Annotated in this window: 17 protein-coding genes and 1 tRNA gene; 4 read left to right on the top strand and 14 right to left on the bottom strand. The window is 39.4% G+C overall.

Going from position 1 to position 25,310, the window contains the following annotated elements; translation table 11 throughout:
* Positions 1–552: 552 nt before the first annotated feature.
* The 4 genes from CXF74_RS11545 to CXF74_RS11530 all read right to left on the bottom strand — a co-directional run bounded on the left by CXF74_RS11545 (position 553) and on the right by CXF74_RS11530 (position 6,592).
* Positions 553–4,455 (bottom strand): hypothetical protein, encoded by a 3,903-nt coding sequence (locus CXF74_RS11545; protein WP_101082596.1) that lies wholly within the window; start codon positions 4,453–4,455, stop codon positions 553–555.
* A 264-nt stretch (positions 4,456–4,719) separates the two neighbouring features.
* Positions 4,720–5,136: a hypothetical protein gene (locus CXF74_RS11540; protein WP_101082595.1), complete on the bottom strand. Its 417-nt coding sequence runs from the start codon at positions 5,134–5,136 to the stop codon at positions 4,720–4,722.
* 354 nt (positions 5,137–5,490) lie between these two features.
* Positions 5,491–6,132, bottom strand: a complete 642-nt coding sequence (locus CXF74_RS11535; RefSeq protein ID WP_101082594.1) for a hypothetical protein — start codon at positions 6,130–6,132, stop codon at positions 5,491–5,493.
* Positions 6,133–6,501: 369 nt separating this feature from the next.
* Positions 6,502–6,592: transfer RNA gene (locus CXF74_RS11530), tRNA-Ser, on the bottom strand.
* A 170-nt stretch (positions 6,593–6,762) separates the two neighbouring features.
* Between CXF74_RS11530 and CXF74_RS11525 the strand changes: the two genes are divergently transcribed.
* Together CXF74_RS11525 and CXF74_RS11520 are read left to right on the top strand one after the other, a co-directional pair.
* On the top strand, positions 6,763–8,754 hold the full coding sequence (locus tag CXF74_RS11525) for an exoribonuclease II (protein ID WP_101082593.1): 1,992 nt from the start codon (positions 6,763–6,765) through the stop codon (positions 8,752–8,754).
* A gap of 243 nt (positions 8,755–8,997) precedes the next feature.
* Positions 8,998–11,247, top strand: a complete 2,250-nt coding sequence (locus tag CXF74_RS11520) for a YgiQ family radical SAM protein (protein WP_101082592.1) — start codon at positions 8,998–9,000, stop codon at positions 11,245–11,247.
* Positions 11,248–11,356: 109 nt separating this feature from the next.
* On the opposite strand, the gene recR is transcribed toward CXF74_RS11520, so the two are convergent.
* From recR to CXF74_RS11505, 3 genes are all read right to left on the bottom strand, one after another.
* Positions 11,357–11,953, bottom strand: coding sequence for a recombination mediator RecR (gene recR, locus CXF74_RS11515; RefSeq protein WP_101082591.1), 597 nt, complete (start codon positions 11,951–11,953; stop codon positions 11,357–11,359).
* Positions 11,954–11,965: 12 nt separating this feature from the next.
* Entirely contained in the window at positions 11,966–13,735 is a 1,770-nt protein-coding gene (locus CXF74_RS11510; protein ID WP_101082590.1) for a family 20 glycosylhydrolase, read from the bottom strand.
* A gap of 343 nt (positions 13,736–14,078) precedes the next feature.
* Positions 14,079–14,660 (bottom strand): superoxide dismutase, encoded by a 582-nt coding sequence (locus CXF74_RS11505; protein WP_101082589.1) that lies wholly within the window; start codon positions 14,658–14,660, stop codon positions 14,079–14,081.
* Positions 14,661–15,055: 395 nt separating this feature from the next.
* On the opposite strand from CXF74_RS11505, the gene grxD reads away from it, so the two are divergent.
* Entirely contained in the window at positions 15,056–15,400 is a 345-nt protein-coding gene (gene grxD, locus CXF74_RS11500) for a Grx4 family monothiol glutaredoxin (protein ID WP_101082588.1), read from the top strand.
* A 117-nt stretch (positions 15,401–15,517) separates the two neighbouring features.
* Here grxD and CXF74_RS11495 read toward each other — a convergent pair whose 3' ends face one another.
* The 4 genes from CXF74_RS11495 to zipA form a co-directional block, all read right to left on the bottom strand.
* Positions 15,518–16,240, bottom strand: coding sequence for a DUF3581 family protein (locus CXF74_RS11495; RefSeq protein WP_101082587.1), 723 nt, complete (start codon positions 16,238–16,240; stop codon positions 15,518–15,520).
* Positions 16,241–16,257: 17 nt separating this feature from the next.
* The gene (locus tag CXF74_RS11490; RefSeq protein WP_101082586.1) at positions 16,258–16,518 is read right to left on the bottom strand and encodes a DUF5062 family protein; all 261 of its coding nucleotides are present in this window, start codon (positions 16,516–16,518) and stop codon (positions 16,258–16,260) included.
* A 10-nt stretch (positions 16,519–16,528) separates the two neighbouring features.
* Positions 16,529–18,541: an NAD-dependent DNA ligase LigA gene (gene ligA / locus CXF74_RS11485; protein WP_442965953.1), complete on the bottom strand. Its 2,013-nt coding sequence runs from the start codon at positions 18,539–18,541 to the stop codon at positions 16,529–16,531.
* Between the two features lie 108 nt (positions 18,542–18,649).
* On the bottom strand, positions 18,650–19,600 hold the full coding sequence (zipA, locus tag CXF74_RS11480) for a cell division protein ZipA (RefSeq protein ID WP_101082584.1): 951 nt from the start codon (positions 19,598–19,600) through the stop codon (positions 18,650–18,652).
* Between the two features lie 182 nt (positions 19,601–19,782).
* Between zipA and cysZ the strand changes: the two genes are divergently transcribed.
* Complete coding sequence (cysZ, locus tag CXF74_RS11475) at positions 19,783–20,541, top strand: sulfate transporter CysZ (protein ID WP_101082583.1); 759 nt, start codon at positions 19,783–19,785, stop codon at positions 20,539–20,541.
* Here cysZ and CXF74_RS11470 read toward each other — a convergent pair.
* From CXF74_RS11470 to pepN, 3 genes are all read right to left on the bottom strand, one after another.
* Positions 20,521–20,994, bottom strand: a complete 474-nt coding sequence (locus CXF74_RS11470; RefSeq protein WP_101082582.1) for a response regulator — start codon at positions 20,992–20,994, stop codon at positions 20,521–20,523. The two genes, cysZ and CXF74_RS11470, sit on opposite strands and share 21 nt — an antisense overlap.
* A gap of 10 nt (positions 20,995–21,004) precedes the next feature.
* Positions 21,005–22,414, bottom strand: a complete 1,410-nt coding sequence (locus tag CXF74_RS11465; RefSeq protein ID WP_101082581.1) for an SLC13 family permease — start codon at positions 22,412–22,414, stop codon at positions 21,005–21,007.
* A gap of 129 nt (positions 22,415–22,543) precedes the next feature.
* A complete protein-coding gene (gene pepN, locus CXF74_RS11460; RefSeq protein ID WP_101082580.1) occupies positions 22,544–25,210 on the bottom strand; it encodes an aminopeptidase N in 2,667 nt (888 codons plus the stop codon).
* Positions 25,211–25,310 lie beyond the last annotated feature (100 nt).

Here is a 25,310-nt window from a genome sequence, read left to right as displayed (position 1 = left end):
TTTCGATTATCTCAATTGATTTTTCACTCCCTAACTTAAGTAAGTGAACAATACTTGGCTCTATTTTACTTTGAACAATCAATAAATCAGTCGTTGTTAACCTACTGCTCGCTTAGAGAGTAAGCAACTTCGAATTCAGGTTAACTGATTTGGACTACAAGCCTCAAGTGATATTTGTCATTTTCCTATGGCGCTTTGTATCCCTTCCGACATACAGAGCTAAGCCACCCCACCCCCTAAGCCTCCAGAAAGTTATGGCCAATATTACTTAGCTACTGCAACCCCCATGACTTCAATCATATAAAATTAATAGGTTAAGGTATTACAATTTACGGCTGTCCCCGATTGTTTTCGATTGTTTTGGTTGATTGTTGCGATTGTTCCACAGCCATGTGCGACGCCATAAATCACTCGGTGATTTAACATCGATTAACGATGAAAATTTACAAAGTTAGGTGCTCGGTTGGGCTTGACCAGAATAATTTTTCGAATGGCTAATTGTAAACATTGCAGCCCCCCTTTAAGAATTCCTTAGAGGGGAGTGCTTTTAGGTTAGAATTGAGTAGACTCAGATATGAAATCGTCTACGATATAAGGAGCAATCCAAGTATATTCTCCGTTAATTTTCTGTATTGGAAAATCTTTTGGAAAATCAAAAAAGGAAGGTTCTTCCACACGATTGGTTGGCAGCGTTATAGTATCGGTATCGCCGAAACGAATTGGGGTTATCCCTGTATCAGCGAAATCTGTAACGTTAAACTGATGACAAACATTACCTACCTTATTATATTTTGAAGCACCAGGTATAACAGACATACTAGGAGCATAAATAGCACAAAACTGTTTTGAAGCTTGAACTAATTCAACCTGAGTAGGTGTTTGTGAAGTTCCAGGGATAGGACTATCTGGTGGAAGTTGATTTCCATGCCCGTCTAATTTCAACCCCTTAAAGTCTATTTCCCGGGTATAAGAAAGGCTCACGCCATAATTGCGAGTCAAAACTGGTAGTGGCATTCTGTGTCCCATTTGCACTTTTTTGGTTTCAGTTCCACTAGGTATATAGGTTATATATTCCGGGTAGGTATCAGGATTCTTTAAAATATTTTCGGCATAATCAATATTTTCTTTTAAACTCTGTTGCGCACCTTGTATGTAAGTATGAACATGGTTTCTTCCTGCCTGATTAAGCTTAGTACCCAGCGTAAGATTAACTGCTCCACGCTGAATTTTATAACTCTCTCCAACATCTAACGAGGCTTTAATTGCTGGAGTCAAGTTTGCTAAAATAGGTGAGCCAGTACCTAAAATATTTTTGGGCTTAAATAAAGCTCTGATTGCTTTAACAACATTACCTCTTTTGGTCATAGGTAAAGAGTGAGCTACTGTCATCGCAGCTATTGTCTCAGTATGTGACAGAGATGATGTAGGAATTACCTTAGCTCCCCAAGGCCAAGGCTTATGAGGCGAATCGTAAACCTTAAGCATATTTTCTGGACCAGAATTGGCAATAGCTAGCTCAGGACTTAAGAAAAACATTTGATTATTTGGCCCTATTTGACTATCAAATGATGACGAGAATTTAAATTGACCTCCTTCATTTCTAGACCATTTCATACCAACTACACCCTGCCCTTCTACGCCATATCTACCTGCAACACCATAGCCATCAGGGCCTTGTATTTTTACTCCAGGAATATGATTGCTTGAGCCGAATCCTATGACATTAACATTAAAACTATCACTAATACTTGCTTCTATTCCGGTGTCCATTGAAGCAACATTTAATGTTCCTGCTGATAACTCGTCCAAATATACATCTAATTCTGTTTTTGTTACCGTTTTTTCTAACGTTTTTAATCTGTTATAACTTGGTCTTAACTCAGCTCTGATAGTTAAGAAAGAATAAGTGCTATCAGTTGGTGAGCCAGAGATTCCTCCACCGGCCCCACCGCCAACGGTATAATTTTCTGTATATTGTAACTTAACCTTAAATTGTGCTTGACCTACTTCACTAGCATTAGCAATCTTTTTGAAAGAAAAAGAACTATTTGTAGCATTAGAGGCCATAAGCAAAGCACTAATATCACCAACATTAGATACTATACTTGGTCTAAAATTAAGGCCATTATTGCTTGTTATTTCTAGCTTAACTTCTGTGTTAATAGCAGCATTGTTGGAATAATCTTGAAGCGTTGTGGCAACATTTGCCTCTTTATAAGCGACTCCTGCAATTCTCCCATCGTTGTTTTTAAGTGAAGACTTAACAAGGAAGTTAGCGAAAGAATCTTTATGTTTCATTTCTGTATTTAACATAGCAAGCGCAATTTGGTCTCCTGGCGCTTTATTTAGCCTCAATGTTTGTGACACTCTTTTCATTTCTTCCATCAACTGAGTTTTGTTCGCCTTAGCGGCTTTAAAATGTGTAATCAATTCATCACGCACTTTTACATTAGGAAGTTTTGATGGGTTGGCAAGCGAGGAAATACTGTGGGGGCTTATTACACTTAGCTCTTCTAATGCCGATTTCTTTATAATATTGGCAAAAGGGGTATTGGCACTCATAATATTTGGAACAGGAACTGGTCGTGCAGAAGCAAAAACAGGACTGAGCGGTATTCCAATTTGACCATTAATTTTTTGTAGCTTAGAAAGTGCTCCTTTTACACTTTTGACTGCATCCAATGGTGCTAACACATAAGAGGCAAGTTCACTAATCCCTGTTTTTCCACCAACACGAATTGCATCAGGAAGGCTATTAGTCACAATTTTGGCTATTGTTGTGTATCTTGTCATTCCTTTTAAGCCCAATGTTCCGGCCTTTATTAAAGATTTAATGCCTGTTTTAGCGGCAACTTTTCCTGCGATTGCAGTCCCTGCCGAACCAATAGTGATAGCCAAGTCAGCAGTCTCAAAAAAAGCCTCAAGCGTATTAATAGGCGCGCTTGAGTCATTTATTGATTTCTCGATTATAGAATAAAAAGGAATGATACTCCCAAATACTCGGTGTATTAAAGCTTCATCATTATTACTTGCTTTGAACTCAGCGACAGAGACTCTAAGATCTTCAATAGTACTTCTTCTGTAAAACCTATGGAATGAGCCGACTCTATTTATTATACGACTACCGCGCCATTGAAGTGCACCAGTGCCTTGAGCACCATTACTAAACCTTTCTTTATATCCGGCTTTATGGACAATACTTTCAATATCTTGAATCGTTATATTTGAGGCAGGGACTTCTAATATTCGTTTTCCCAAAGTGGAATCTATCTTAAAAACTCTTGCTTCTTTGTGTGTCAATTCATTTGAAGATTCATTAGCATAGTAAGAGACAGCTCCACCCGTAATAGCAAAGTATTCAGCCTCTTCTCCATCACCTTTTTTTCCAATTCTAATCTCTGGTAAATAAAGTTCGCGCCGTTGGCCAAAGTTTGTACCACTAGTGAATTTACTCGGTCCATAATTATATCTATGATACTGGAGTAATAATCCTTTAAACTTAGTATTATCATCTCCGAATATTGAAGTAGTTTGAGTGAAGTTTTTACCGAATATATCTGAATATTTGAATCCTGCGGCAGTCAGAGCATGGATAGATGAATATGTTGGTAGTTTTTGAGCGTCTGAATTTACATCAGATGCATTAACCCAATTTGTAAATTGGTTATTGTATGCTTTTCCGACCCAATCGTTATTAAGGATATGTGCAATTTTTTCTTCTCTTGTTTTTTCACGGCCATGGCTGTTCTGATTTCCACCTACATCGGGGTAACTTTGAGTGGGATTGCTATCATAAAATTCGACAGCCATTCTATACTCAGTCTTAAACTCAGGCATGTTAACAACAATATCCATAGCGTCAGAAACTGAACTAAAATTACTGTGAGCTTGTTCGTAGCTAATAGGCTCAAAACCATGATATATATTCCAATTCATTAAAAATTGCAGTTGTAATTCACTGGTTTGTAGTGGGTTATTCTTTAGATATTCTGTTATATCTATATTTGGCACTCCTGCCAATCTTGGGTATAAACTAATCAGGGTACCTGATAAAATTTCCAAGTAGGAGCCTGCAATAGAAGGGTTTGAGTTTTCAGTTGATGTATAGCCTTTAACCCATTCGTTGGCATAAACTTTTGATTCTAAAAAAACTTGGTTATTGAAATCACTCTCTGTGGCTTGGAGGATTTTCTGTTGCTGGCGCTGTTGATTCAAAGCGATCGCCATTTCGTTCGAGACGTTTGAAATTCTCCCTAATGGTCCTACAACACCCCAGCGTTCACTTCCTATTTCGTATACGTAACTAATTCTCTCATTTAGCGTAGATAGCCCGTTAATAGTATAATCGTCTGTTGTCGCGCTTTTATAATATTGCTGAGCTGAGTTAGCAATAACCGGGGCAGCAAGTAAACCAATACAAAGTAAGGCAATATAATTTTTTTTACCAATATACATTTTAATATCCTTTTATTTATAAAACAATAAACTCCATTTTTTTACATACGGCAGATTCAACCTTGATGTGAATAACGACTAAGCTGCGATAACTACTATATGTTCAGCCATTAATTTGGCTGGCGTTTTGTAATTCAGTTACTTTCTTGGTCTATCATTTAGTTTCATATGTATTTTTCTTATATGTTAAGAGGAAAAACACCTAAAGAGCCCAGCAATAATATCCACTGAGTTCAGTAGGAGAGAGATCAATCTTGTCGATAATTACAAATTAAGTGGCGCGTGATTAGCCACAACCAGTCTATCTAGAATATAAGTAGGTGTACGTTGAATAAATTTTGACAGATCAACTGATATTGGGCCCGTCGATCCCGAACGACACATAACAAGAGGATAGTCTCCTACAATCAGCAGTGTTGGTGTCGCCCCCTCCCATTTCAGTTTTGCTTCTATGTCCAAATCACTAATATTAATACCGCAGTTGAATGTATTTGAGGTTAAAATACCATTCTCAATTTGGTAACCGCCAACCAATGGCACAGGTGTTTTATCTACAGGAAAAACAACCGGCACATTTGCGACTGCTGTATTTGATGGTTCAGGGAACACAATTGCATTATTTGCAGCAACCGTCATTGATGTAGCAAAAGCCAGTAAGCCTAATATTTTAATTGTTTTCATTATTACTCCGTTAAATTTAAATGGTAATGATAATCTATACCATTTGATCAAAAAATAAACAAACCAATATCCATAAAAGAGATCTACTTCGCATAAATATGTAGCTATTAGCAATAGTGTTTACATTAAATCTGTATTTTACGTGAATTTAATGATTAGGAGATTGAAGGTAAAAATAAAAAAAGAAAGGAAGTCTGTATCTTCTAGTACTACGAGGGCCAGAAACGGCGCACAGTTAGACAATAGAAGATTTTTCTACGTATTGCGTTAAATCGTGATTATTAAGTTCATTAATGAAAGTTAAACAATGTGTAAATAAAAACCAATCGGGGACTCACTCTGGCGCTAATAACGCTAACATTTCCTGCTCAATTTTTTAAGGGTATCTTTAGTCTCTTTATACTCAACTGAAGATGACATTAAGTTTCTTAATACATCAAAGCAATAATGCTGGGCACTCATACTTTGAAACTCATAATCAAAATTAAACAAATCATTTTCCAAACCACATATTTGAGCCGTCACCTTCAGATCACCGCCAAGCATCTTTCTCCCGCCTGGAGGTTGATAACTGCCCTCCAGTTCAATCGCCACGTTAATATCGTAAATTAATTTATTCATGTTATCTCGAGCAAGCGCTAACTCGTCAGTGCTAATTTGGGTGCTGTGTCGATTCCAAATAGGGTTAGCCATTTTCTGTTGTTGGTATGTACTTTCAGTCGCCTCAGCAGAGCTTGAAGATGAGATAATCTCTTCCTCTGGTTCAAATTGAAAGCCAGAGAAGTCAATTTCCTGCTCACGGTTAATATTAGCAACGCCAGCCTCAGATACACCGACAGACGCGCCAATAGCCTTATCCCCAAGCTCAACCCTTACCTCAACGTCGGTCACTTCATCCAACACTGAAGTGGTCTCCATAACCGTCTCTTTCGGTGAAAAAATGACGACTGAAACCACCATGATGATAACGGCTAAAACGAATAATACTTTCTTCATTATTTTTCCTTTAATTGCTCGATTGGTAGAACTACTAAGCAACTATCCAGCCAAATTATAATTCATTGATTTTATTGGATAATAGTAATTATCCGCATCGTGCAATAAAGTAAGTTCCCATAAATGGGATAAGAAAATCTCGATATTGGGACTCTGTTATCTGGCAACTTAAACATGTTGTGTATTAGGGGTACTGAAGGAGGTGGAATAATAAAGAAGTAAACGTGACAATAATCGAACAGCTGATTTTTCTAGCGCTATGCACCCTATTATGAGCGAGGAAATATAAAGAAGACTTGTGAAATAGAGAAATAAAACGCTAGAAAGCAAAAAGGCTCAACCAGTAAACTAGTTGAGCCTTTTCAAATGTGGCGGAGGAGGTCGGATTTGAACCGACGGAGAGCTATTAACCCTCGCTGGTTTTCAAGACCAGTGCATTCAGCCGCTCTGCCACCCCTCCGCAGAACGAGGCGCATAATAAGCAAGTTTGATGAAAAAGCCAAGCTCTTTTTAACATTATTTTAATAATTTCTGATTTTGCGCATTTTGCCCTTTTATTGCATCGGATAAATCTTTATATTCCTATACTCAATTTTTTGTAACCTGCATTCATTTTTAAGGTTTTATTTTATGTTTCAAAACAATCCGTTGCTAAGCCAATTAAAAGAGAAAATTCAACAAGACATTCCGAAACGGCAAGGAATCGTCAAAGCAACTGACAAAGGTTACGGTTTTTTAGAAACAGACAAAGGAAAACGTTTTTTCATTCCGCCTAATGAAATGAAAAAAGTACTGCATGGTGATCGCATTAATGCCTTTATCCGTGAAAATGGTGATAAAAGTTCAGCAGAGCCCTGTGAGTTAAAAAAGAGTGAAACCGATGTTTTTGTTGCGCGTTTATCGATGCAACAAGGCAAGATAACCGTCAAACCTAATAACGTTTTGTTAAAAGGTTTTTTCAAAATTCAAGGCGGTCAAAAGCTCACAGAACAAGGTTTTCAAGATGGCGATTGGGTTTCTGTAAAACTCGTAAAACATGCACTTAATGAAGGCAAAGGATTTTTAGTTGAAGTGACCGAGAAAGTGGCAGAGGCGAATGACCCTTTTGCTTATCGCTTAATTACGGTTGCCACACATAACTTGCCTAATAAAGCCCCTGAATTTGATCACCCTTGGCAAGTCATTGACCCTGAACTTGAACGTCAAGACCTCACTAAATTGCCCTTCTTCACTATCGATGGTATCAATACCCAAGATATGGATGATGCGCTTTATATCGAAACCACTGAAAATGGCTGGTCACTGACGGTTGCGATTTCTGACCCAAGTGCTTATGTACCAGAAAACAGCGACATGGATGCAGAAGCGAAGCGCCGCGCATTTACCTTGTACTTACCTAACTTTAACGTGCCTATGTTGCCACGTGATTTAAGTGATAGCCTTTGTTCACTCAAAGAAGGTGAGAAACGCGCGACCTTATGCAGCAAAATAGAGATTAATCATCAAGGAGAGATTGTCGGTGAAGCGCAGTTTTTTGTTGCGTGGATAAAATCACACTACCGCCTTAATTACTGCGATGTATCAAACTATCTTGAAAGCGAACCCGATAACAATGATCAGTTAAAAGCTAATGATCAATGGAAACCAAATCGTCAACTTTCAGAGCAATTAAAAACACTCAGCGATGCAAGTCTAAAACGTCTAACATGGCGCACGGAAAACAACGTCGTGTTTAAGAGCCAACCCGATTACACCTTAAAACTAAATAACAAAGGTGAAGTCTACGAAATTCTTTGTGAGCCTCGCCGCACTGCAAATCGCCTTGTTGAAGAGTCGATGATTGCAGCCAATATCTGTGCCGGTCAATTTTTAACAAAACATAAGCAACAGGGTGTGTTTAATGTGCATTCCGGTTTTGCCACTGACCGTTTGAATAAAGCCGTTGAGTTATTAGCGCAATACAACATCATCACCGATGTAGAAACGCTGAGTAGCCTTGAGGGTTATACTAAAATGCGCCAAGAAACGGCACTATTGCATAACTGTTATTTAGACCATCGTTTACGTAAGCTGCTTGCTTACGCTGATACTAAAAACACACCGGCGGCGCACTTTACTATGGGTGTTGAAAGTTACGCAACTTGGACTTCACCGATTCGTAAATACGGCGATTTACTGAACCACCGTTTAATTAAATCTATTCTGCTTGGCCAAGACGATGTCGCTATTTGTGATGAGATTGGCGCACATCTGAATGATGCGCGTAAATCACAACGTCTTGCTGAACGTGATGTTAATAATCTTTTGTATAGCCAGTATCTTAAAGATCAAGTGCAATCAAAATGGCGTTACAAAGCAGAGATTTTTGACATTGTTAAAGCGGGTGTACGTGTGCGTATTCAAGAGAATGGCGCGACTTTCTTTGTGCCTTGTAGCTTGTTATGTGCCGACCCTAAAGACGCGAAGAAAATTAACTGTGATCGTGAACTTGGCAAAGTGATTGTCGGCGAACAGACAGAAATGCAGCTTGGCGATATTATTGATGTGATGCTCAATAACGTGAAGGTTGAAACGGGCCAGTTAATCGGACGTTTAGCAGATGCTTTAGTCGTACCTGAATAGATTAAGCCAGTAATAATAGAGTGGGTTCTGCCCTTCTATTATTAACAAAAAATCATATAGCCGTTATCAATTAAAGTGTAATACTTTGATTGATAACGGCTATAAACTAAGCAAGTGTTCCACTCAGTAATCACCCCTGTTACACGCTCAAATCCTCCTCGCATACCCCCATAAAATTCGCGGTTAAGATATTGGCACTGTTATGATAGACTGCGCGATTATTTTCTACCACAGGCAACAATAATGAGTCTCGATTTACTACAGGCTGAGCGCCCTCTTTTTTCATACCCTTCTTATAAAGGGCGTAATGAAAAACCCGCACCATTTTTACCAATGTCGCGTAAAGAGATGAAACAACTCGGTTGGGATAGCTGTGACATTATTATTGTTGTTGGTGATGCTTACGTCGATCACCCAAGCTTTGGTATGGCGGTTATCGGCCGTACATTAGAAGCTCAGGGTTATCGTGTGGGTATTATTTCTCAACCCGATTGGCACAGTAAAGATGCCTTTATGGGCCTGGGTAAACCTAATCTATTTTTTGGTGTTTCTGCGGGTAACATGGATTCCATGATCAACCGTTATACAGCAGAACGTCGTATGCGCCATGATGATGCTTACACGCCAAATAACGAAGGTGGCAAGCGCCCTGATCGCGCTGTACTTTCTTATACACAACGCTGTAAAGAAGCTTACAAAGACGTACCGGTTATTATTGGTGGTATTGAAGCCAGCTTACGCCGTATCGCACATTATGATTACTGGTCAGACAAAGTACGTCACTCGGTATTATTAGACTCAAAAGCTGATATTTTATTATACGGTAATGCTGAGCGTCCGTTACTTGAAGTGGCACACCGTATTTCGCTTGGCGAATCAGTGAAAGAGATGGTTGATATTCGCGGTACTGCGATTTTAACTAAACAAGCCTTACCCGGTTGGGAAGGGATTGATTCTCAGCAAGTTGATCAATTAGGTAAAATAGACGCCATTATTAGCCCTTATGCGGATATTAATGTGGCCTGTGCGACACAAAAATTAGCCGATGAAAGTAGTTCGGCACAAGAAGATGTCACGCAACCTATTATGGTATTGCCTCCTCTGGCTAAATCTCACAAAAAGAAACCGTGGGAAAATACTTATATTCAGCTACCAAGCTACGAAAAAGTTAAAACCGATAAAGTGCTTTACGCACATACGTCACGTGTTTTACACCAAGAAACAAACCCAGGTTGTGCACGTGCTTTAGCACAATTTCATGGCCAACGTTTATTGTGGGCAAACCCACCGGCTTACCCGCTAACCACCGAAGAAATTGATGCGGTATTTGGTTTAGAGTATCAACGTGTACCCCACCCAAGTTACGGTGATGCAAAAATCCCCGCTTATGACATGATCCGTTTCTCGATCAATATCATGCGTGGTTGTTTTGGTGGTTGTACGTTCTGTTCAATCACAGAACATGAAGGTCGTGTTATTCAGAGCCGTTCTGAAGACTCTATCATTAAAGAAATTGAAACGATTCGTGACAAAGTACCGGGCTTTACCGGTGTTATTTCCGATTTAGGTGGTCCAACGGCGAACATGTATCGCCTTAAGTGTAAGAGCCCTAAAGCTGAGCAGACTTGTCGTCGTTTAAGCTGTGTATTCCCTGACATTTGTCATCACATGAATACCGATCACGAACATACGATTAACCTTTACCGCCGCGCACGTAAACTAAAAGGCGTTAAGAAAATATTGATCGCCTCTGGTGTACGTTATGATATCGCCGTTGAAGATCCACGTTACGTTAAAGAGTTAGTTGAACACCATGTTGGTGGTTATCTTAAAATCGCGCCTGAGCACACTGAAAAAGGCCCGCTTGATAAGATGATGAAACCGACCATGACCAGCTATGAAGCCTTCAAACAGATGTTTGAAAAGTATTCTAAAGCGGCCAATAAGAAACAGTATTTGATTCCTTATTTCATCTCTGCGCATCCGGGTACAACGGATGAAGACATGGTTAATTTGGCGCTGTGGTTAAAGAGTAATAACTTTAAATTAGATCAAGTGCAAAACTTCTACCCATCTCCGATGGCGAACGCGACCACTATGTATCACACAGAGAAAAATCCGTTACATAAAGTGAGCAAAGACAGTGAAGATGTATTAATCACTAAAGGCACACGTCAACGTCGATTGCATAAAGCGATATTACGTTACCATGTGCCAGAAAACTGGCCTCAAATCCGTGAAGTACTGAAAAAACTGGGTCTTGCACGTCAGTTGATCGGTCGCTCTGCAAGCTGTTTAGTACCAGCAGAATCACGTGATGAACTAAAATCGTCAGGCAGAAAAGTATCAACGAGCAATGCACAACCTGCATTAAGTCGACACACAGGGTTAGAGCAATTTAAGCAACCAGGTAAAGGCAAACCAACGGTTAAGAAACGTTTAACGACTAAAAATAAAGTTGGCTCAACGCGTAAAATCAAGTTGGGTAAATAGACTAGTTAGATAAAATAACATCGACAAAAAAGGCCTTACTGAATTTTCAGTAAGGCCTTTTTTTATGCTTATAAAACGTTAATGACTTAATGCATTAAGAACACAGGTATTAAAACGCAGAACGCCCTGAGAATGAGTGTGACAGTGTTGTACTATCAACAAACTCAAGCTCCCCCCCTACTGGTACACCATGCGCGATACGACTTACTTGAATGTTGTGTTTTTTGGCCATTTCAGCAATGTAATAAGCGGTTGCTTCACCTTCAACGGTTGGGTTGGTCGCCAAAATAACTTCAGTGATATGACCCGATGAAAGTTGCGCGCCTAACAGGTTTAAACCCAGTTGATCAGGGCCAATACCATCTAACGGCGAAAGATGTCCCATCAATACAAAATAAGTCCCTGAAAACAAGGCGGTTTGCTCAATCGCTAAGACATCAACGGGCATTTCAACAATACAGATTAACCCGTTGGTATTACGTTTTTCATTGGCGCAGAGATAACATAGCTCAGATTCAGTGAAGGTACGGCACTGTTTACAGTGGCCTATTTCATGAACGGCACGCTCTAATACATTACTTAATTTTAAGGCGCCTTGACGGTTTTTATCCAACAGATGATACACCATGCGTTGTGCTGATTTGGGGCCAACACTTGGCAAACATTGCAAGGCTTGGGTTAACTCATCTAATAAAGAGGTGCTCATCTGATTTTATCTCTAGTTAATATTTTCAGGGATATTAGCATATAAAGCCTGTAAGTATTGCAGTCGTTGTACACTATCACTCAGCCCACCTTCACGATTATCTATTCGCCATAAACGTTGATATTCGCTGATCAGAGGTAATAGATTTTTAGCGAGTTTATGACGGGTATTTTTATCTAGGCACTCGGCTTTCAACGTGTTTTGTTTAACTAATTCAGTCCCTAATAAACAAGCATGTTTTAATATTTGAGCACTCCAAAGCAGCTGTTTTTGTAAAAAGGAATCTGCAAGTGTATTTATTTCAAGTAGATAACCATTTAGCGTTTGTAAGGCTTTTTCAAACCCTGCTTCACTCAAACCAGTAGAACGATTGATATGACGCGCTGATGTTTGATCAAATAATAGCGGTCCAAAAAAAGCACAATTAGGGCAATCAATGCCACTTTCAAGATACACATCTTGCAAGGCTAAGTTTAAGGACGCTATTTGGCGATCTCCTTGGTAATACAATTCAGCTAACCAATCAGTCACATCAAGGTCTTTATTGTCCTCAGTGCCCCATGCGAGCGCCGCACCATAGATATAAGCCGCGATTGGCATTGCCGATTGCTGCGCGTGTCCCATGTCGCCCCATTCTGAAATATGGTATCCCGTTGCTGCAAATTTTAATCCTGAGCGAGCCCCGTTGAGCATTTGTTCTTTACAATTTTTCCAGCGCCCAGTGATAGACGCAAAACAACAGGTTGAAACAACCACTTCAAAGGGAAGCCCTGTTTTCTGTAATTGTTGATGTTCTTTATCAAAGGGGTGATCGGCTTCATAACCCCAATTTAACAGCGTTAAATTGTTCGGTAGCTTGTGTAAAATATCAGGATAATGAAATAACATGTCACTGAAAATTTGTGTATGTAAGCCCTTATTCTCAGTCAGGGTGAGCAGTTTATTGAGGTAATTAACATAAACCTCGCCTTTGCCTACTGTTTCACAGGCAATACGACTGGCATCGACACCCAAATCCATCGTTTCATCAAAATTAATGTTAATGGTTTTACTGCTAAAATTCGGTACCAGTTCATCGAGCAAACCTTTTATAAAATCACGGCTGTTATCCCCCAAGGGGTTAAGCCCAAAGGAGAAAGGTCTAAAGTCACCTCGTTGATCACTAAATCCCGTTGTTTGCTCTGCCAGGTACTTATAATCATCATGCTTTAACCAGCGTTCCATATGGCCAAAGGTGGCTTGGTTAATGACTAGCTCAATGCCTTTGTTAATACAGTAAGCATCAATCTGACGAATATCTTCAGCACTGTAAGCGCCACTATTTTCCCATACTGTTGGATGCAAAGAATAGGCAAAGGTATGTTCGGTATAAAGCTGTAGTTTGTTAATACGTAAACCCGACCAAAGGTCGATTAATGAAAATAGCGTTTCACGTTTGGGTACTTTATCGCGGCTAATATCTAAAATAATACCGCGATTCAAGTAGTCGGGATTATCTTCAATCCGCCCACAGGGGAGTTTTTTAAATTGCTGTTGAAGTTGCTGTAACAGATTCAATGCATACAAACGCCCAAGTTTATCTGAGTATGAAAGCGTAATAGCCTGCATATCGATAACTAACTCAAAGGCTTGTGGCGCTAAGTGATGGCTATTATGTTCTGTGATGCCCTCAACTGAGGCGCTATTAATTGTTAAGTCAGTGGGCAGGGTTATATCGAGATGACAAAAACAATCTAACCAGTCGGCGTTTTTAGGGATAGGAATAAGTTTTATATTTTTCATGTTTAACTTTTAACTTTTAACTTTAAGGTTATGTTTATTCACGCATTATCAGTCAATCGTAGCAGTCAATGCAGCGAAGCTTTAGCGCTAGAAAAGAGAGGCGTGATTAATCACTGAAGGCAGACATTAGGTTGTTATTTTATATCACATGAGCAAACTTGTTTGGTTACTTTGTATGAAATTAAAGCGCTCTGCTACACAGTTTTAATATTAAGAGAGAGGTTTTGATAAGTCGCTAAGAAAGGGCAACGGGGAACGGACATCTATAAAAACATTAACGATAAAAAAAGGGATAATACAATTGTATTATCCCTTTGAAAGGTTGAACTGTTGAAATAAAAATTTACGCGAAATTTTTATTTACAAAATCCCAATTAACTAATGCCCAAAAACCGTTTAAGTAATTAGGGCGAACATTGCGGTAATCAATGTAATAAGCATGTTCCCATAGATCCACTGTTAATAGTGTTGTTACACTTTCATCTGTTAACGGTGTTGCCGCATTTGAAGTGTTCACAATCTCAAGCGTACCATCTGCTTTTTTCACTAACCAAGTCCATGATGAACCAAAGTTATTAACTGCTTTGTCGTTCCAAGCAGCTTGAAATGCTTCAAATGAACCAAAGCTACTATTGATAGCGTCAGCAATAGCGCCCGTTGGGTTGCCACCTGCATTAGGTGCTAAACAGTTCCAATAGAAAGTATGGTTCCAAACTTGTGCTGCATTGTTAAACAAAGGACCTGAACTGTTTTTAACGATATCTTCAAGTGAGCTGTTCGCTAAATCAGTTCCTTCAATAAGGCCGTTTAGCTTTAAAACGTACGTTGCATGATGTTTTTCATAGTGAAACTCTAATGTTTCCGCTGAAATATGAGGCTCTAATGCGTTTTTTGCAAAAGGTAGTGCTGGTAATTCAATTGCCATGATACTTTCTCCGGTTAGACGTAACTACATAATAAATAGGGTTTAACGATTTATATATGATTTTTAATGTTATTTGATTCTCGGCAATAAACTGATCTATGTCAATCTTAATTTATGATAAAATTAGCATAGGAGCACAAGTTCATTGTACCCAGTTCACTAACTATGTGACCTTGTAAAATGTAAGGGAAACCAGTGTTATCAAGGCATGAGTTGCAGGAGGTTGTACTTCTGCTTTTAAAACACCTCACACAGATAGCGCGGGTTTCACCAGCAAGGTAGAGCATTAAATTCTGTTGGTATAATAAAACCGCTTATTGACCCTATTGATAATAACGTTTTTTTCAAAGCGATTAACGGGTACAATTCATAAAAATCATTAATAGGAAAGAAAAATGGAAACTTTAGACAAGATCAAAAGCCAAATCAGCGAAAACAACATCCTTCTTTACATGAAAGGATCACCTAAATTACCAAGCTGTGGTTTTTCATCACAAGCATCACAAGCATTAATGCAATGTGGCGCACCTTTCGCTTATGTTGATATTCTACAAAACCCAGATATCCGTGCTGAATTACCAAAATTCGCTAACTGGCCTACATTCCCACAACTATGGGTAGACGGCGAATTAGTAGGCGGTTGTGACATTATTATGGAGATGTCTCAAACGGGTGAACTACAGCCAGTCATTGACCAAGCTGTAGCAAAAGCAAACGCAGCTGCTGAAGCCGCTGAGTAATCGCCTTTAACTTAATAAGGTTTCATAAGAAGCTTATTAAGTTAAAGTAAAAAGCCCGCTTAAATCGATGATTTAAACGGGCTTTTTTGTGTTCTTCATAATGAACAATCTATAAATTTATTTCGACTCTGCCAGCCAAAATGCATCTTTTCTTGCTTCATACACGTCAACAAAAGGCATCAGTACTTCTTCATTGTAAGGTCTAAGACCTGCCACTACTAATTTCTTAATACCTTTACCCGCCACTTTATCACCATCAAAAATATCGAAGTGTAAAAAGCTATTCGCGCGTTTAGGTTCAACTTCTAATGTGCTATCAGCCAATTTAAGTTGCATTGCATGTTCAAAATCAACCGAAGTAAACTCAAAACTCATGCTGTTATACATCACTAAAGGACGACTTGGGTTAAACATCACACCGTGCTCTTTCATCAACGGCATTAATAACGTCGGGAAATTTTGACCTGAAAATTTACCGTAATGTTTAATCAATGATTCAATAAAATGACTGTCTTTGTTCACTTTACCTTTACGTGTTATTTCTAATACGCTTTTACCCTGCTCATTAGTGACAACAATCAGCTCATCGTCTGTTTCAGGGAAAATAAGACCAACATCGGCACCGACCATGTTAGTAAAGGTAAAACTCATCGACTCACTCACCCCGTAGGTATGTAATGCCAATGAAAAAAGCAGATCACCAGGGACACAGAAACGTTTGTTTTCTGGATCATGAATCGGATTAAAATCGAAACATTGGCGTTTAGCAAAGCTACTTGCTTGCTCTGCTGAAACGACAACTTTATTGTCTTGCGTGTTATAAAATGGGGCTAGTAACATTAATTTTCTCAACTATTTTACTGTAAAAGAGAGTGTTCAGGTGGCAGATGCTTCATTATCCAAACCACTAATTTGTGGCGAATATTTGCCGTTGTTTCATCATTTTTACTCAGTGGTGTCACCAGCTTATCTTGTACTAATAAGCGGTAAATCACTTCTTGTTTGTCTTTAGACGACGTTGTACCGTCAATGCCAGCATAACCTCGTTTCAGCGCGTAATTCGCACCCAGTGTGATCGCATGTTGTAATAACTGAGATTCATTCTTTATTTTTTTCATATCAACACCTTTATATTTTGTTTAATAAATTAAGCAGTGTTTCTTCGTCCATTATCTCAATACCCAATTCCTGCGCTTTAGTCAGTTTTGAGCCTGCAGCTTCACCGGCAATCACAGTGGTTGTTTTCTTTGACACACTGCCCGCCACTTTTGCGCCTAAATCTTGTAACGCGGTTTTAATATCACTACGTGACATCACATTAAATGAGCCAGTAATAACAAATATTTGTCCCGTTAATGACAATTCACTCTCTGCTACTTTTTTGATTTCAGGCCAATGAATACCCGCTTCAAGTAGTTGATTTACAACTTCTATATTATGCTCTTGGCGGAAAAAGTAATAAATATGTTTAGCAACAATTTCACCAACATCAGACACGGCTTGCAAATTTTCAACCGATGCGACTTTGACAGCCTCAATGGTTTGATAATGATTAGCGAGGTTATTAGCGGTTGCTTCACCCACTTCACGAATACCCAGAGAATAAAGGAAACGCGCCAGTGTTGTTTTTTTGCTTATTTGTAAACTGTTAATCAGTTTTTTAGCAGAGACTGCGCCCATACGTGGCAATGACGAAAGTTGCTCCGTGGTTAAATCAAACAGCTGTGCCGGTGACGCGATAAGGTTGTGTTCAACCAATAGCTCCACCAATTTATTGCCTAAGCCGTCAATATCTAACGCTTTACGTGATGCAAAATGTTTAATCGCTTCTTTACGCTGTGCGCCACAATATAAACCGCCCGTACAACGAATCGTCGCTTCGCCTTCAATACGCTCAACACGGCTTTCACAAACCGGGCAGACATCAGGAAAGACAATCGGTTGTGTTTTCTGTAGATCACGTTTGTCCAATAAGACTCGCGCAACCTGCGGAATAACGTCACCTGCGCGTCGCACAACCACTTCATCGCCAATCAATATACCTAGGCGCTTAATTTCATCTTTATTATGTAGCGTGGCATTAGACACCGTTACACCACCCACAAAAACAGGTTTAAGTTTTGCAACCGGTGTTATTGCGCCAGTACGCCCCACTTGAAATTCTACGTTCTCAATAATGGTTACGGCTTCTTCAGCAGGAAACTTAAAAGCAGTGGCCCAACGGGGTGCGCGTGCAACAAAACCTAATGTCTCTTGCAAGGCAATGTTATCCACTTTATAAACCACACCATCAATCTCGTAGGCTAAATCAGGACGTTTTTCGCCAATCGCTTGGTAATAATCTAAACAAGCTTGCTCACCCGTTACTTGTTTCACTTCTTCAGAAACAGGTAATCCCCAGCCTTTTAATTGTTCAATACGTTCAAATTGACTATTCGCTAATTCACCTTCAAACACACCCACGGCATAACAGTAGAAACCTAAAGGACGACTTGCAGCCACTTTTGAATCAAGTTGACGCAAACTACCGGCGGCGGCATTACGTGGATTAACAAAGGGTTTTTCCCCTGCGTCACTGAGTTTTTTGTTTAATTTATCAAAACCCGCTTTAAGCATAAATACTTCGCCACGTACTTCTAATAACGGCGGAATGTTCTCACCACGTAATTTAAGCGGCAAGTTTTTAATGGTTTTTACATTTTCAGTGACGTTTTCACCCGTTTGACCATCGCCACGAGTCGCCGCTTGAATCAACAAACCATTTTCATAAATAATACTAGCAGCTAAACCATCGAGTTTAGGTTCGATACAAAAGGCAATATTAGCGGTGCTTGATTTATCCTGTGCGCGTTTCATAAAGTCTTTTAAGGCTTGCGCTTCAAATACATTATCCAGACTCAGCATTGGTTTCTGATGTGTCACTTGCTCAAATTTACTCAGTGCAAGTCCACCTACTTTTTGAGTCGGAGAATTGGCCAGCGGATGCCCTGGCGAGACTTCTTCAAGTTTTAATAGTTGCTGGAAAACACGGTCATATTCCGCATCAGGAACAGAAGGTTCGTCAAGTACATAATACTGGTAATTGTAGTTTTCGAGTTGTTCACTTAATTGAGTGATAGATGCTTGAATTTCGTTGTTGATGCTCATTTTAAACCTGATTTTTATTTATAAAAAAACCTCGTAATACGAGGCTTTAAAAGAGAATGCAGTTTATCACAACATCTCTATAGAGGTGCAGTAATCGAACGCTTAAATATGGTGCAATAAGCGATGATTATATTCAATAAATTGTGCTTCTGTCATGAGCTCGCGCCCTGCGTTTAATACGATGCAATCAAACTCATCGGCCATTTGCTGTACCGCACGTAACATCAGCTCAAAAGACGATTGAATATCGATATGTTTATTCGGTGCAGTTAAGAAAAATGACACACCTTCCGACTTAAATTGTTCCATATTTTCAGGGTCAAAGACCCCCGGCGCCATCATGTTTGCAATACTAAACAAAACCGGGCCCGTGCCATCTGAATGCTCATGGCGATGGAAAATAGCCATTTCACCAAAACGGAAACCAGAGGTTAAGAAGAACTGTAATAACTCATGACCACCTAATTTTAAGTCGTCTTTAGCAACAACATTAAAGATAAACAGATCTTGCTCTTGGCTTACTTCTTCAGATTCTTTATCGACCTTTTTAGTTTCAACTATTGTTGCATCAGCAGAAAAATCAGACTCACTGTGTGATGTTATTTCAAGCTCATCAGAGGTTTCATTAATAACCTCTACTTGTTGTTCTGTTTGTGGCTCTGCATGTAATTGTTCAAAGGGTTGTGCTTCAGCATCAGAATCGACATCAGAATCAGTGCCGTTAAGTTTAAGTGGCGATTGTTCAAGTGGCGACTGTTCAGTTGTTTCACTAAAGGCAACGGGATCAATTTGATCGTCATTAACGGCATGAGAGAAGTCGATACTTTCAGTTTCTGGCTCAGCGTGATGGCTGATAATGCGCACTTCACTAATGATGTCATCGCTAGGAGACTCATCTAACACAGCGGCTGTTTTTTCAGCAAATAGGTCAACATTAGCAACCGTCTCTTCTGTGGCTGCTTTTTCTTTACGGCTTAATAAATAACCATGGATTAAAACACCACTGATGGCGAGTAAGCCGACGACAATTAAAATAGATTGGAAATGTTGCATTTTTGTTACTCTTAATTGGTAAACAGATATTGAATGATTGCTAAACTAGCATTGAATACTGGGGATCGTCCATCAATAGGCCCTTTTTTTTTATAAAACTGTTAAGGAATAAATATTTTCTGTCTTTATTTGACGAAAGCAGAGTAGAATCGAGTCATTAATATCTATTTTGGAACAAACGAATGTTAAACAACAGTACCCCTTTTTCAGGATTTAATTACCTGCTTAAAGGCGCAAAACTATTAAGCCATCCTAAATTACGCGTTTTTGTTATGATTCCGTTGATGATTAACATTCTGATTTTTGCCAGTGCGTTTTGGTTTCTCTTTAGTACGATCACCGAGTGGATAGACAGCTACATTTCAGGATTACCTGATTGGTTAAGCTGGCTTGCTTATCTATTCTGGCCGTTTTTAATCTTCTCTATTTTGGTTTCTTTTTCCTTTGTATTTTCCACGGTCGCTAATATTATTGCAGCTCCTTTTAATGGATTATTAGCCGAGAAGACCGAACTCTTATTAACCGGAAAACCGATCAATAATGATGGTTTTACCGACTTATTAAAAGATTTACCACGCATCTTTAAACGTGAATTACAGAAACTCATTTACATTTTACCGCGTTTATTAGTGTGTGCTTTACTGTTTTTCATTCCCGCTTTTGGGCAAACCGTTGCTCCCTTTATCTGGTTTGTTTTTGCTGGTTGGGTGATGGCTATTCAATACGCTGATTTTCCGTTTGATAACCATAAAATCCCTTTTAACGATATGAAAAAAGCACTCTCTGCAAGATTAGGTAAGAATTTAACCTTTGGTATGTTAATTAGCTTCTTTACCACTATCCCAGTGCTTAATTTTATCATTATGCCCATTGCAGTCTGTGGTGCGACCGCATTTTGGGTTGACCTTTATAAAGATGAATTATCTAATCAAGCGGTATAACGTTTGTGCATCGAGTTTTTCAATGTACGGTTGATAGTCGATGCCACGCTCAACAATGTATTCCGTCAATAACTCTTTGACGGTTTGTAGCAACTCCTCAGGATCCCATACCTTTTCTAAAAAGTTATCAATTTTGGCATTATTAATCGCTTTAATGGTATCGGCTTGTGTCGCAAGGCCAGTTAATAAGAGCTTCTTAGTGCCCATAAAACGAGGATCAAGCTCAACCTCAGTTAACAACTCTACCCCCGATTTTTCCGGCATCACATGGTCTGAAATAAGCACTGCAACATGCTCTTGGTTTGCATCTAACTCCTCCAGTAAATTCAAACATTCAATGGCAGACTCACACTCTTCGATATTAAAAAGATCACTGAAATAATCAAGATCACGTACTACTGAATCCAACACTTCACGCTCATCATCAACACAGATAATATTTATTTTTTCCATCTTTATGCTCCTAAAAAAACGAAATTTTATTTAACAGGTATAACATCGCATAACAAATCAATAAACCGATCAACCCCAGTACCATACCCACTTTGGCCATCTGTTTTGTTTCAATATGGCCCGATGCATAAGCTAACGCATTGGGCGGCGTGCTAATGGGCAAAGACATGCCAAGGGAAGCAGCAAAGGTCACCGCTAAAATAAGTATCACGTCACCGCCATAGGGCAGTAAGCCTTGCATCGAGGCGCCAAGTGCAGCCACCAGCGGCAATAATAAGTTGGCCGTTGCGGTATGCGACATGAAATTAGCCATCAATAAACACAGTAACGAAGCGCCAACAATCAATAACAAGGGATGTAATCCGGCAAAAGGAATCGCGTCTATCGCATTTTTAGCCAGTCCAGATTTATCCAGTGCGACACCTAATGCAATACCACCAGAAACCAGCCATAACACATCCCAGGATATTTTCTTTAAATCCTCTTTGCTGATGATATTAAACATAGAGAAAACAGCGACAGGAATTAACGCCACCACATACGCGTTCATGCCATGAAAATCGCCCATCAACCACAATAGAATGGTGATAATAAAGGTCACGTAGACTGTGATTGCTTTGGGTGTTTTTAAAAATTGTCCTTTAATATCAAGGTCTATTTTTTTGATCGTGGCGGGAAATAATTGCGTTAATAATAACCACGCAATAAACAACATTAGCACCACAAAGGGCACAGCAAAGAGCATCCATTGGCCAAAACTAATAGCGTTTTCATCCACTAAATACTTTAACGCAACCGCGTTAGGTGGCGTGCCAATAGGTGTGCCAATGCCGCCAATATTAGCGGCAACGGGCACCGAAAGCGCAAAGGCAATTTTGCCTAAATCTGCACGTGAAAACAGCGCTAATACGGGCGTTAAAATAGATAACATCATGGCAGTGGTCGCGGTATTGCTCATAAACATAGAGAACACCGCGGTGATCATCATTAAACCAAGCATGACGTATTTAGGATTTTGGCCAAACGGTTTGAGTAATACACGTGCTAAGTTGACATCCAACCTGTATTTAGTGGCCGCCATCGCCAGAAAAAAACCGCCTAAAAAAAGCATAATAATGGGCGATGAAAAAGTGCCCATAATCACTTTATGGCTAATCAAATGGCCTAACTCTGGCGAGTCGACTTTGGTAAACCACAGGCCTTTATCGGAAATGATCAGTAACTCTAATACGATGATTAAGACGGACGTAGCATAGATTGGAATGGGCTCTAATACCCAACATAAAGCGGCCATCACAAAGATAGCGATCACGCGCTGTTCAACCAAGGTTAAACCGTCGATGCCAAAGCTTGTGGCAGGTAATAACAATATAAAAAAAGGGATGAAAATAGGCAGAATATACTTGAGATATTTTTTCATGACAGGCTTCTTTTTTTGGTCTTTATTGTTTCATTTTGCGCCTGTCGTTATAAAAAATAATGTAGTAGATCAATAGACAAAAAAAAAGCCTTGCTGAATGTTCAGAAAGGCTTAGGCGGTCACATTATTTTAGTGAGCGAGTGCTTTGGTCACTTTTTCAAACAAGTCTAATGACAAGTTATCAATCGCCAGTAAACGCGTTAATTGCGTTTTAATTAACGCCACACGTTTGGCATCTAAACGTTTAAACTGAATCAGTGGTGTAATTAAACGGGCTGCAACCTGTGGGTTTTGGCTATTGAGTTTAATTAATTGATCCGTTAAGAAGACATAACCACTGCCATCAATCGCATGGAAGTAATAACTGTTGGCATTAACAAACGTCCCTACTAACGCGCGTAAACGGTTCGGGTTACTGTAATCAAAACTACGATGATTAAATAATGTTTCAATATTGGCTAATATCGTTTCAGAAGACAAACTCGCTTGCAGCGCAAACCATTTATCCATCACTAAACCATTTTCAAACCATTTATCATCAAAGTCTGCCATCACTGCATCGCGACACGCAAGCTTGCCCGTATTAGCAGCCAGTAACGCGCCAAGATGATCGGTCATGTTATTGGCACGACTAATCTGTTTTAACACTAATTCGTTCGCAAGTTTACTATCACTCTTAGCAATGTAAGACAGTGCGCAGTTGGCTAATTTACGTTGCGCAATATCTTCCGTTTTAGGTTGATAGTCAGCCGTTAATTGATGTTGATGATAAACAGCAACAAATTCACTTTGTAATTGCTCAGCTAATTGCTGCAAAATAAACAGTCGCGCTGCATGTATCGCTTCAATATCAACCGCCTCAAATAGCTCCATTGCGCCATTTTCGCTGATAAACTCAAACATATCAGCAATCAACGCAGGATCTAGCTGATCGCTAGTTAATACCGCTTTAAACGCTTCAATAAACAAAGTCGGCAGTGAAAATGCATTACCCGCTTGTTGTAATTGAACATTTTTAACTAAGTATTTGTTAAACAGTATTTGCCCTGCATCCCAACGCGAAAATTCATCACTCGCGTAGCTAATCAGGTGCAACAATTGCTCATCACTATACGCGTACTGGTATTTAACCGGCGCTGAGAATCCACGGAATAAACAAGGAACGGGTTTTTGCTTCAAATTATCAAAAACAAAGGTTTGCTCTTTTTGCGTTAAGCTCAACACTTTACTGGTTTTACCGTGGCCAAGATCAACCGCATTACCTTCACTATCAAGCAGTTCAATATCAACCGGAATATGTAAAGGTTGTTTGTGTTTTTGATCCGCTGTAGGTAGATTTTTCTGCTTAAAAGTTATTTGGTAGCTGTTGGTATTCGTATCAAAATGATCTGTAATATTGACGTTAGGGGTACCCGATTGTGAGTACCAACGTTTAAATAAGGTTAAATCGATACCACTTGCATCGGTCATTGCCGCCACAAAATCATCACAGGTAACCGCTTGGCCGTCATGTCGTTCAACATACAATGCCATGCCTTGCTGGAATTTTTGCTCGCCTAATAACGTATGTAACATACGAATCACTTCAGAGCCTTTGTCGTACACAGTTACAGTGTAAAAGTTATTCATTTCCATCACTGAAGCCGGACGAATCGGATGTGACATTGGGCCTGCATCTTCAGCAAACTGGTGATTACGCATAATTTTAACATTGGCAATACGGTTAACCGTGCGGCTACCCATATCAGAGCTGAACTCTTGATCGCGAAACACCGTTAAGCCTTCTTTTAAGCTCAGTTGGAACCAATCACGACAAGTAATTCGGTTACCTGTCCAGTTATGGAAATATTCATGGCCAATCACCGCTTCAATGCCTAAATAATCTTGGTCTGTTGCGCTTTGTGAATTAGCTAATACAAATTTAGAGTTAAAGACATTTAAGCCCTTATTTTCCATTGCACCCATGTTAAAGAAATCAACAGCGACGATCATGTAGATATCAAGATCGTATTCAAGATTAAAACGTTCTTCATCCCAAGTCATTGAATTTTTAAGTGATAACATCGCATGCGCGGTTTTATCTAAGTTGCCTTTATCGACAAATAACTCTAATGCAACCGTACGGCCACTTTTAGTCACAAAGCTATCCGCTAAACAGTCAAACTGCCCTGCCACTAATGCAAACAGGTAAGCTGGTTTTGGAAACGGATCAATCCATTTAACAAAATGACGACCATCAGCTAAATCGCCTTGATCAACACGGTTACCATTTGATAACAATGATGGGTAAAGGGTTTTATCAGCACTAATCGTGGTGCTGAATTTAGCCAGAATATCTGGGCGATCAAGGTAATAAGTGATACGACGGAAGCCTTCCGCTTCACACTGCGTACAAAAAGCCTCGCCTGATTTATATAAACCTTCAAAGGCTTTATTGGCAAGCGGGTTAAGTTCTGTTTCGATTGAAAGGACAAAAGAGGTTGGCAAGTTAAAAAGCTCAATGCCGCCTTCTACTAACGTGTAATCAGTAAAAGCACTGTCATTCACTAAAATACTGCGTAACACGAGATTGTCACCAAACAAGAATAACGGCGTATTATCACCGGTTACACGATTAATCTGTGTTGTCGCCTTCACAATGGTATTTTCATCAAACAGATCAAAGACTAAATCTAAGCTTTCAATTAAATAATCAGACGGTTTGTAATCGGCGAGGTGTTTTTCTTGTGGGTTCTTTGTAATGTCGTTGTGATTGCTTTCGTCAGCATTTTCTTCAATAGAGGAAACTTGGGTCATGATAAGGCACTCTTTTAGAATAACAGGGAATTTATTACTTAATATCCCTTAATATACCCGTGATACCTCAAGATGCAAATCAAGATGTAACGTAAACAGC

Origin of the sequence: Psychromonas sp. Urea-02u-13, from assembly GCF_002835995.1 — a bacterium.
Taxonomy (GTDB): Bacteria; Pseudomonadota; Gammaproteobacteria; order Enterobacterales; family Psychromonadaceae; genus Psychromonas.
The sequence above is the reverse complement of the archived record's forward strand: the minus strand, read 5'-3'. Positions and strand labels throughout refer to the sequence as shown.

What these genes read in the sequence shown, in the direction of transcription:
- CXF74_RS11510 (WP_101082590.1), bottom strand. Translation starts at nt 13,735, where the DNA reads ATGAAAAATATAAAACTTATTCCTATCCCTAAAAACGCCGACTGGTTA.
- recR (WP_101082591.1), bottom strand. Translation starts at nt 11,953, where the DNA reads ATGAGCACCTCTTTATTAGATGAGTTAACCCAAGCCTTGCAATGTTTG.
- CXF74_RS11505 (WP_101082589.1), bottom strand. Translation starts at nt 14,660, where the DNA reads ATGGCAATTGAATTACCAGCACTACCTTTTGCAAAAAACGCATTAGAG.
- zipA (WP_101082584.1), bottom strand. Translation starts at nt 19,600, where the DNA reads ATGCAACATTTCCAATCTATTTTAATTGTCGTCGGCTTACTCGCCATC.
- cysZ (WP_101082583.1), top strand. Translation starts at nt 19,783, where the DNA reads ATGTTAAACAACAGTACCCCTTTTTCAGGATTTAATTACCTGCTTAAA.
- CXF74_RS11540 (WP_101082595.1), bottom strand. Translation starts at nt 5,136, where the DNA reads ATGAAAACAATTAAAATATTAGGCTTACTGGCTTTTGCTACATCAATG.
- CXF74_RS11525 (WP_101082593.1), top strand. Translation starts at nt 6,763, where the DNA reads ATGTTTCAAAACAATCCGTTGCTAAGCCAATTAAAAGAGAAAATTCAA.
- CXF74_RS11470 (WP_101082582.1), bottom strand. Translation starts at nt 20,994, where the DNA reads ATGGAAAAAATAAATATTATCTGTGTTGATGATGAGCGTGAAGTGTTG.
- pepN (WP_101082580.1), bottom strand. Translation starts at nt 25,210, where the DNA reads ATGACCCAAGTTTCCTCTATTGAAGAAAATGCTGACGAAAGCAATCAC.
- CXF74_RS11520 (WP_101082592.1), top strand. Translation starts at nt 8,998, where the DNA reads ATGAGTCTCGATTTACTACAGGCTGAGCGCCCTCTTTTTTCATACCCT.
- CXF74_RS11465 (WP_101082581.1), bottom strand. Translation starts at nt 22,414, where the DNA reads ATGAAAAAATATCTCAAGTATATTCTGCCTATTTTCATCCCTTTTTTT.
- CXF74_RS11545 (WP_101082596.1), bottom strand. Translation starts at nt 4,455, where the DNA reads ATGTATATTGGTAAAAAAAATTATATTGCCTTACTTTGTATTGGTTTA.
- CXF74_RS11495 (WP_101082587.1), bottom strand. Translation starts at nt 16,240, where the DNA reads ATGTTACTAGCCCCATTTTATAACACGCAAGACAATAAAGTTGTCGTT.
- grxD (WP_101082588.1), top strand. Translation starts at nt 15,056, where the DNA reads ATGGAAACTTTAGACAAGATCAAAAGCCAAATCAGCGAAAACAACATC.
- CXF74_RS11535 (WP_101082594.1), bottom strand. Translation starts at nt 6,132, where the DNA reads ATGAAGAAAGTATTATTCGTTTTAGCCGTTATCATCATGGTGGTTTCA.
- CXF74_RS11490 (WP_101082586.1), bottom strand. Translation starts at nt 16,518, where the DNA reads ATGAAAAAAATAAAGAATGAATCTCAGTTATTACAACATGCGATCACA.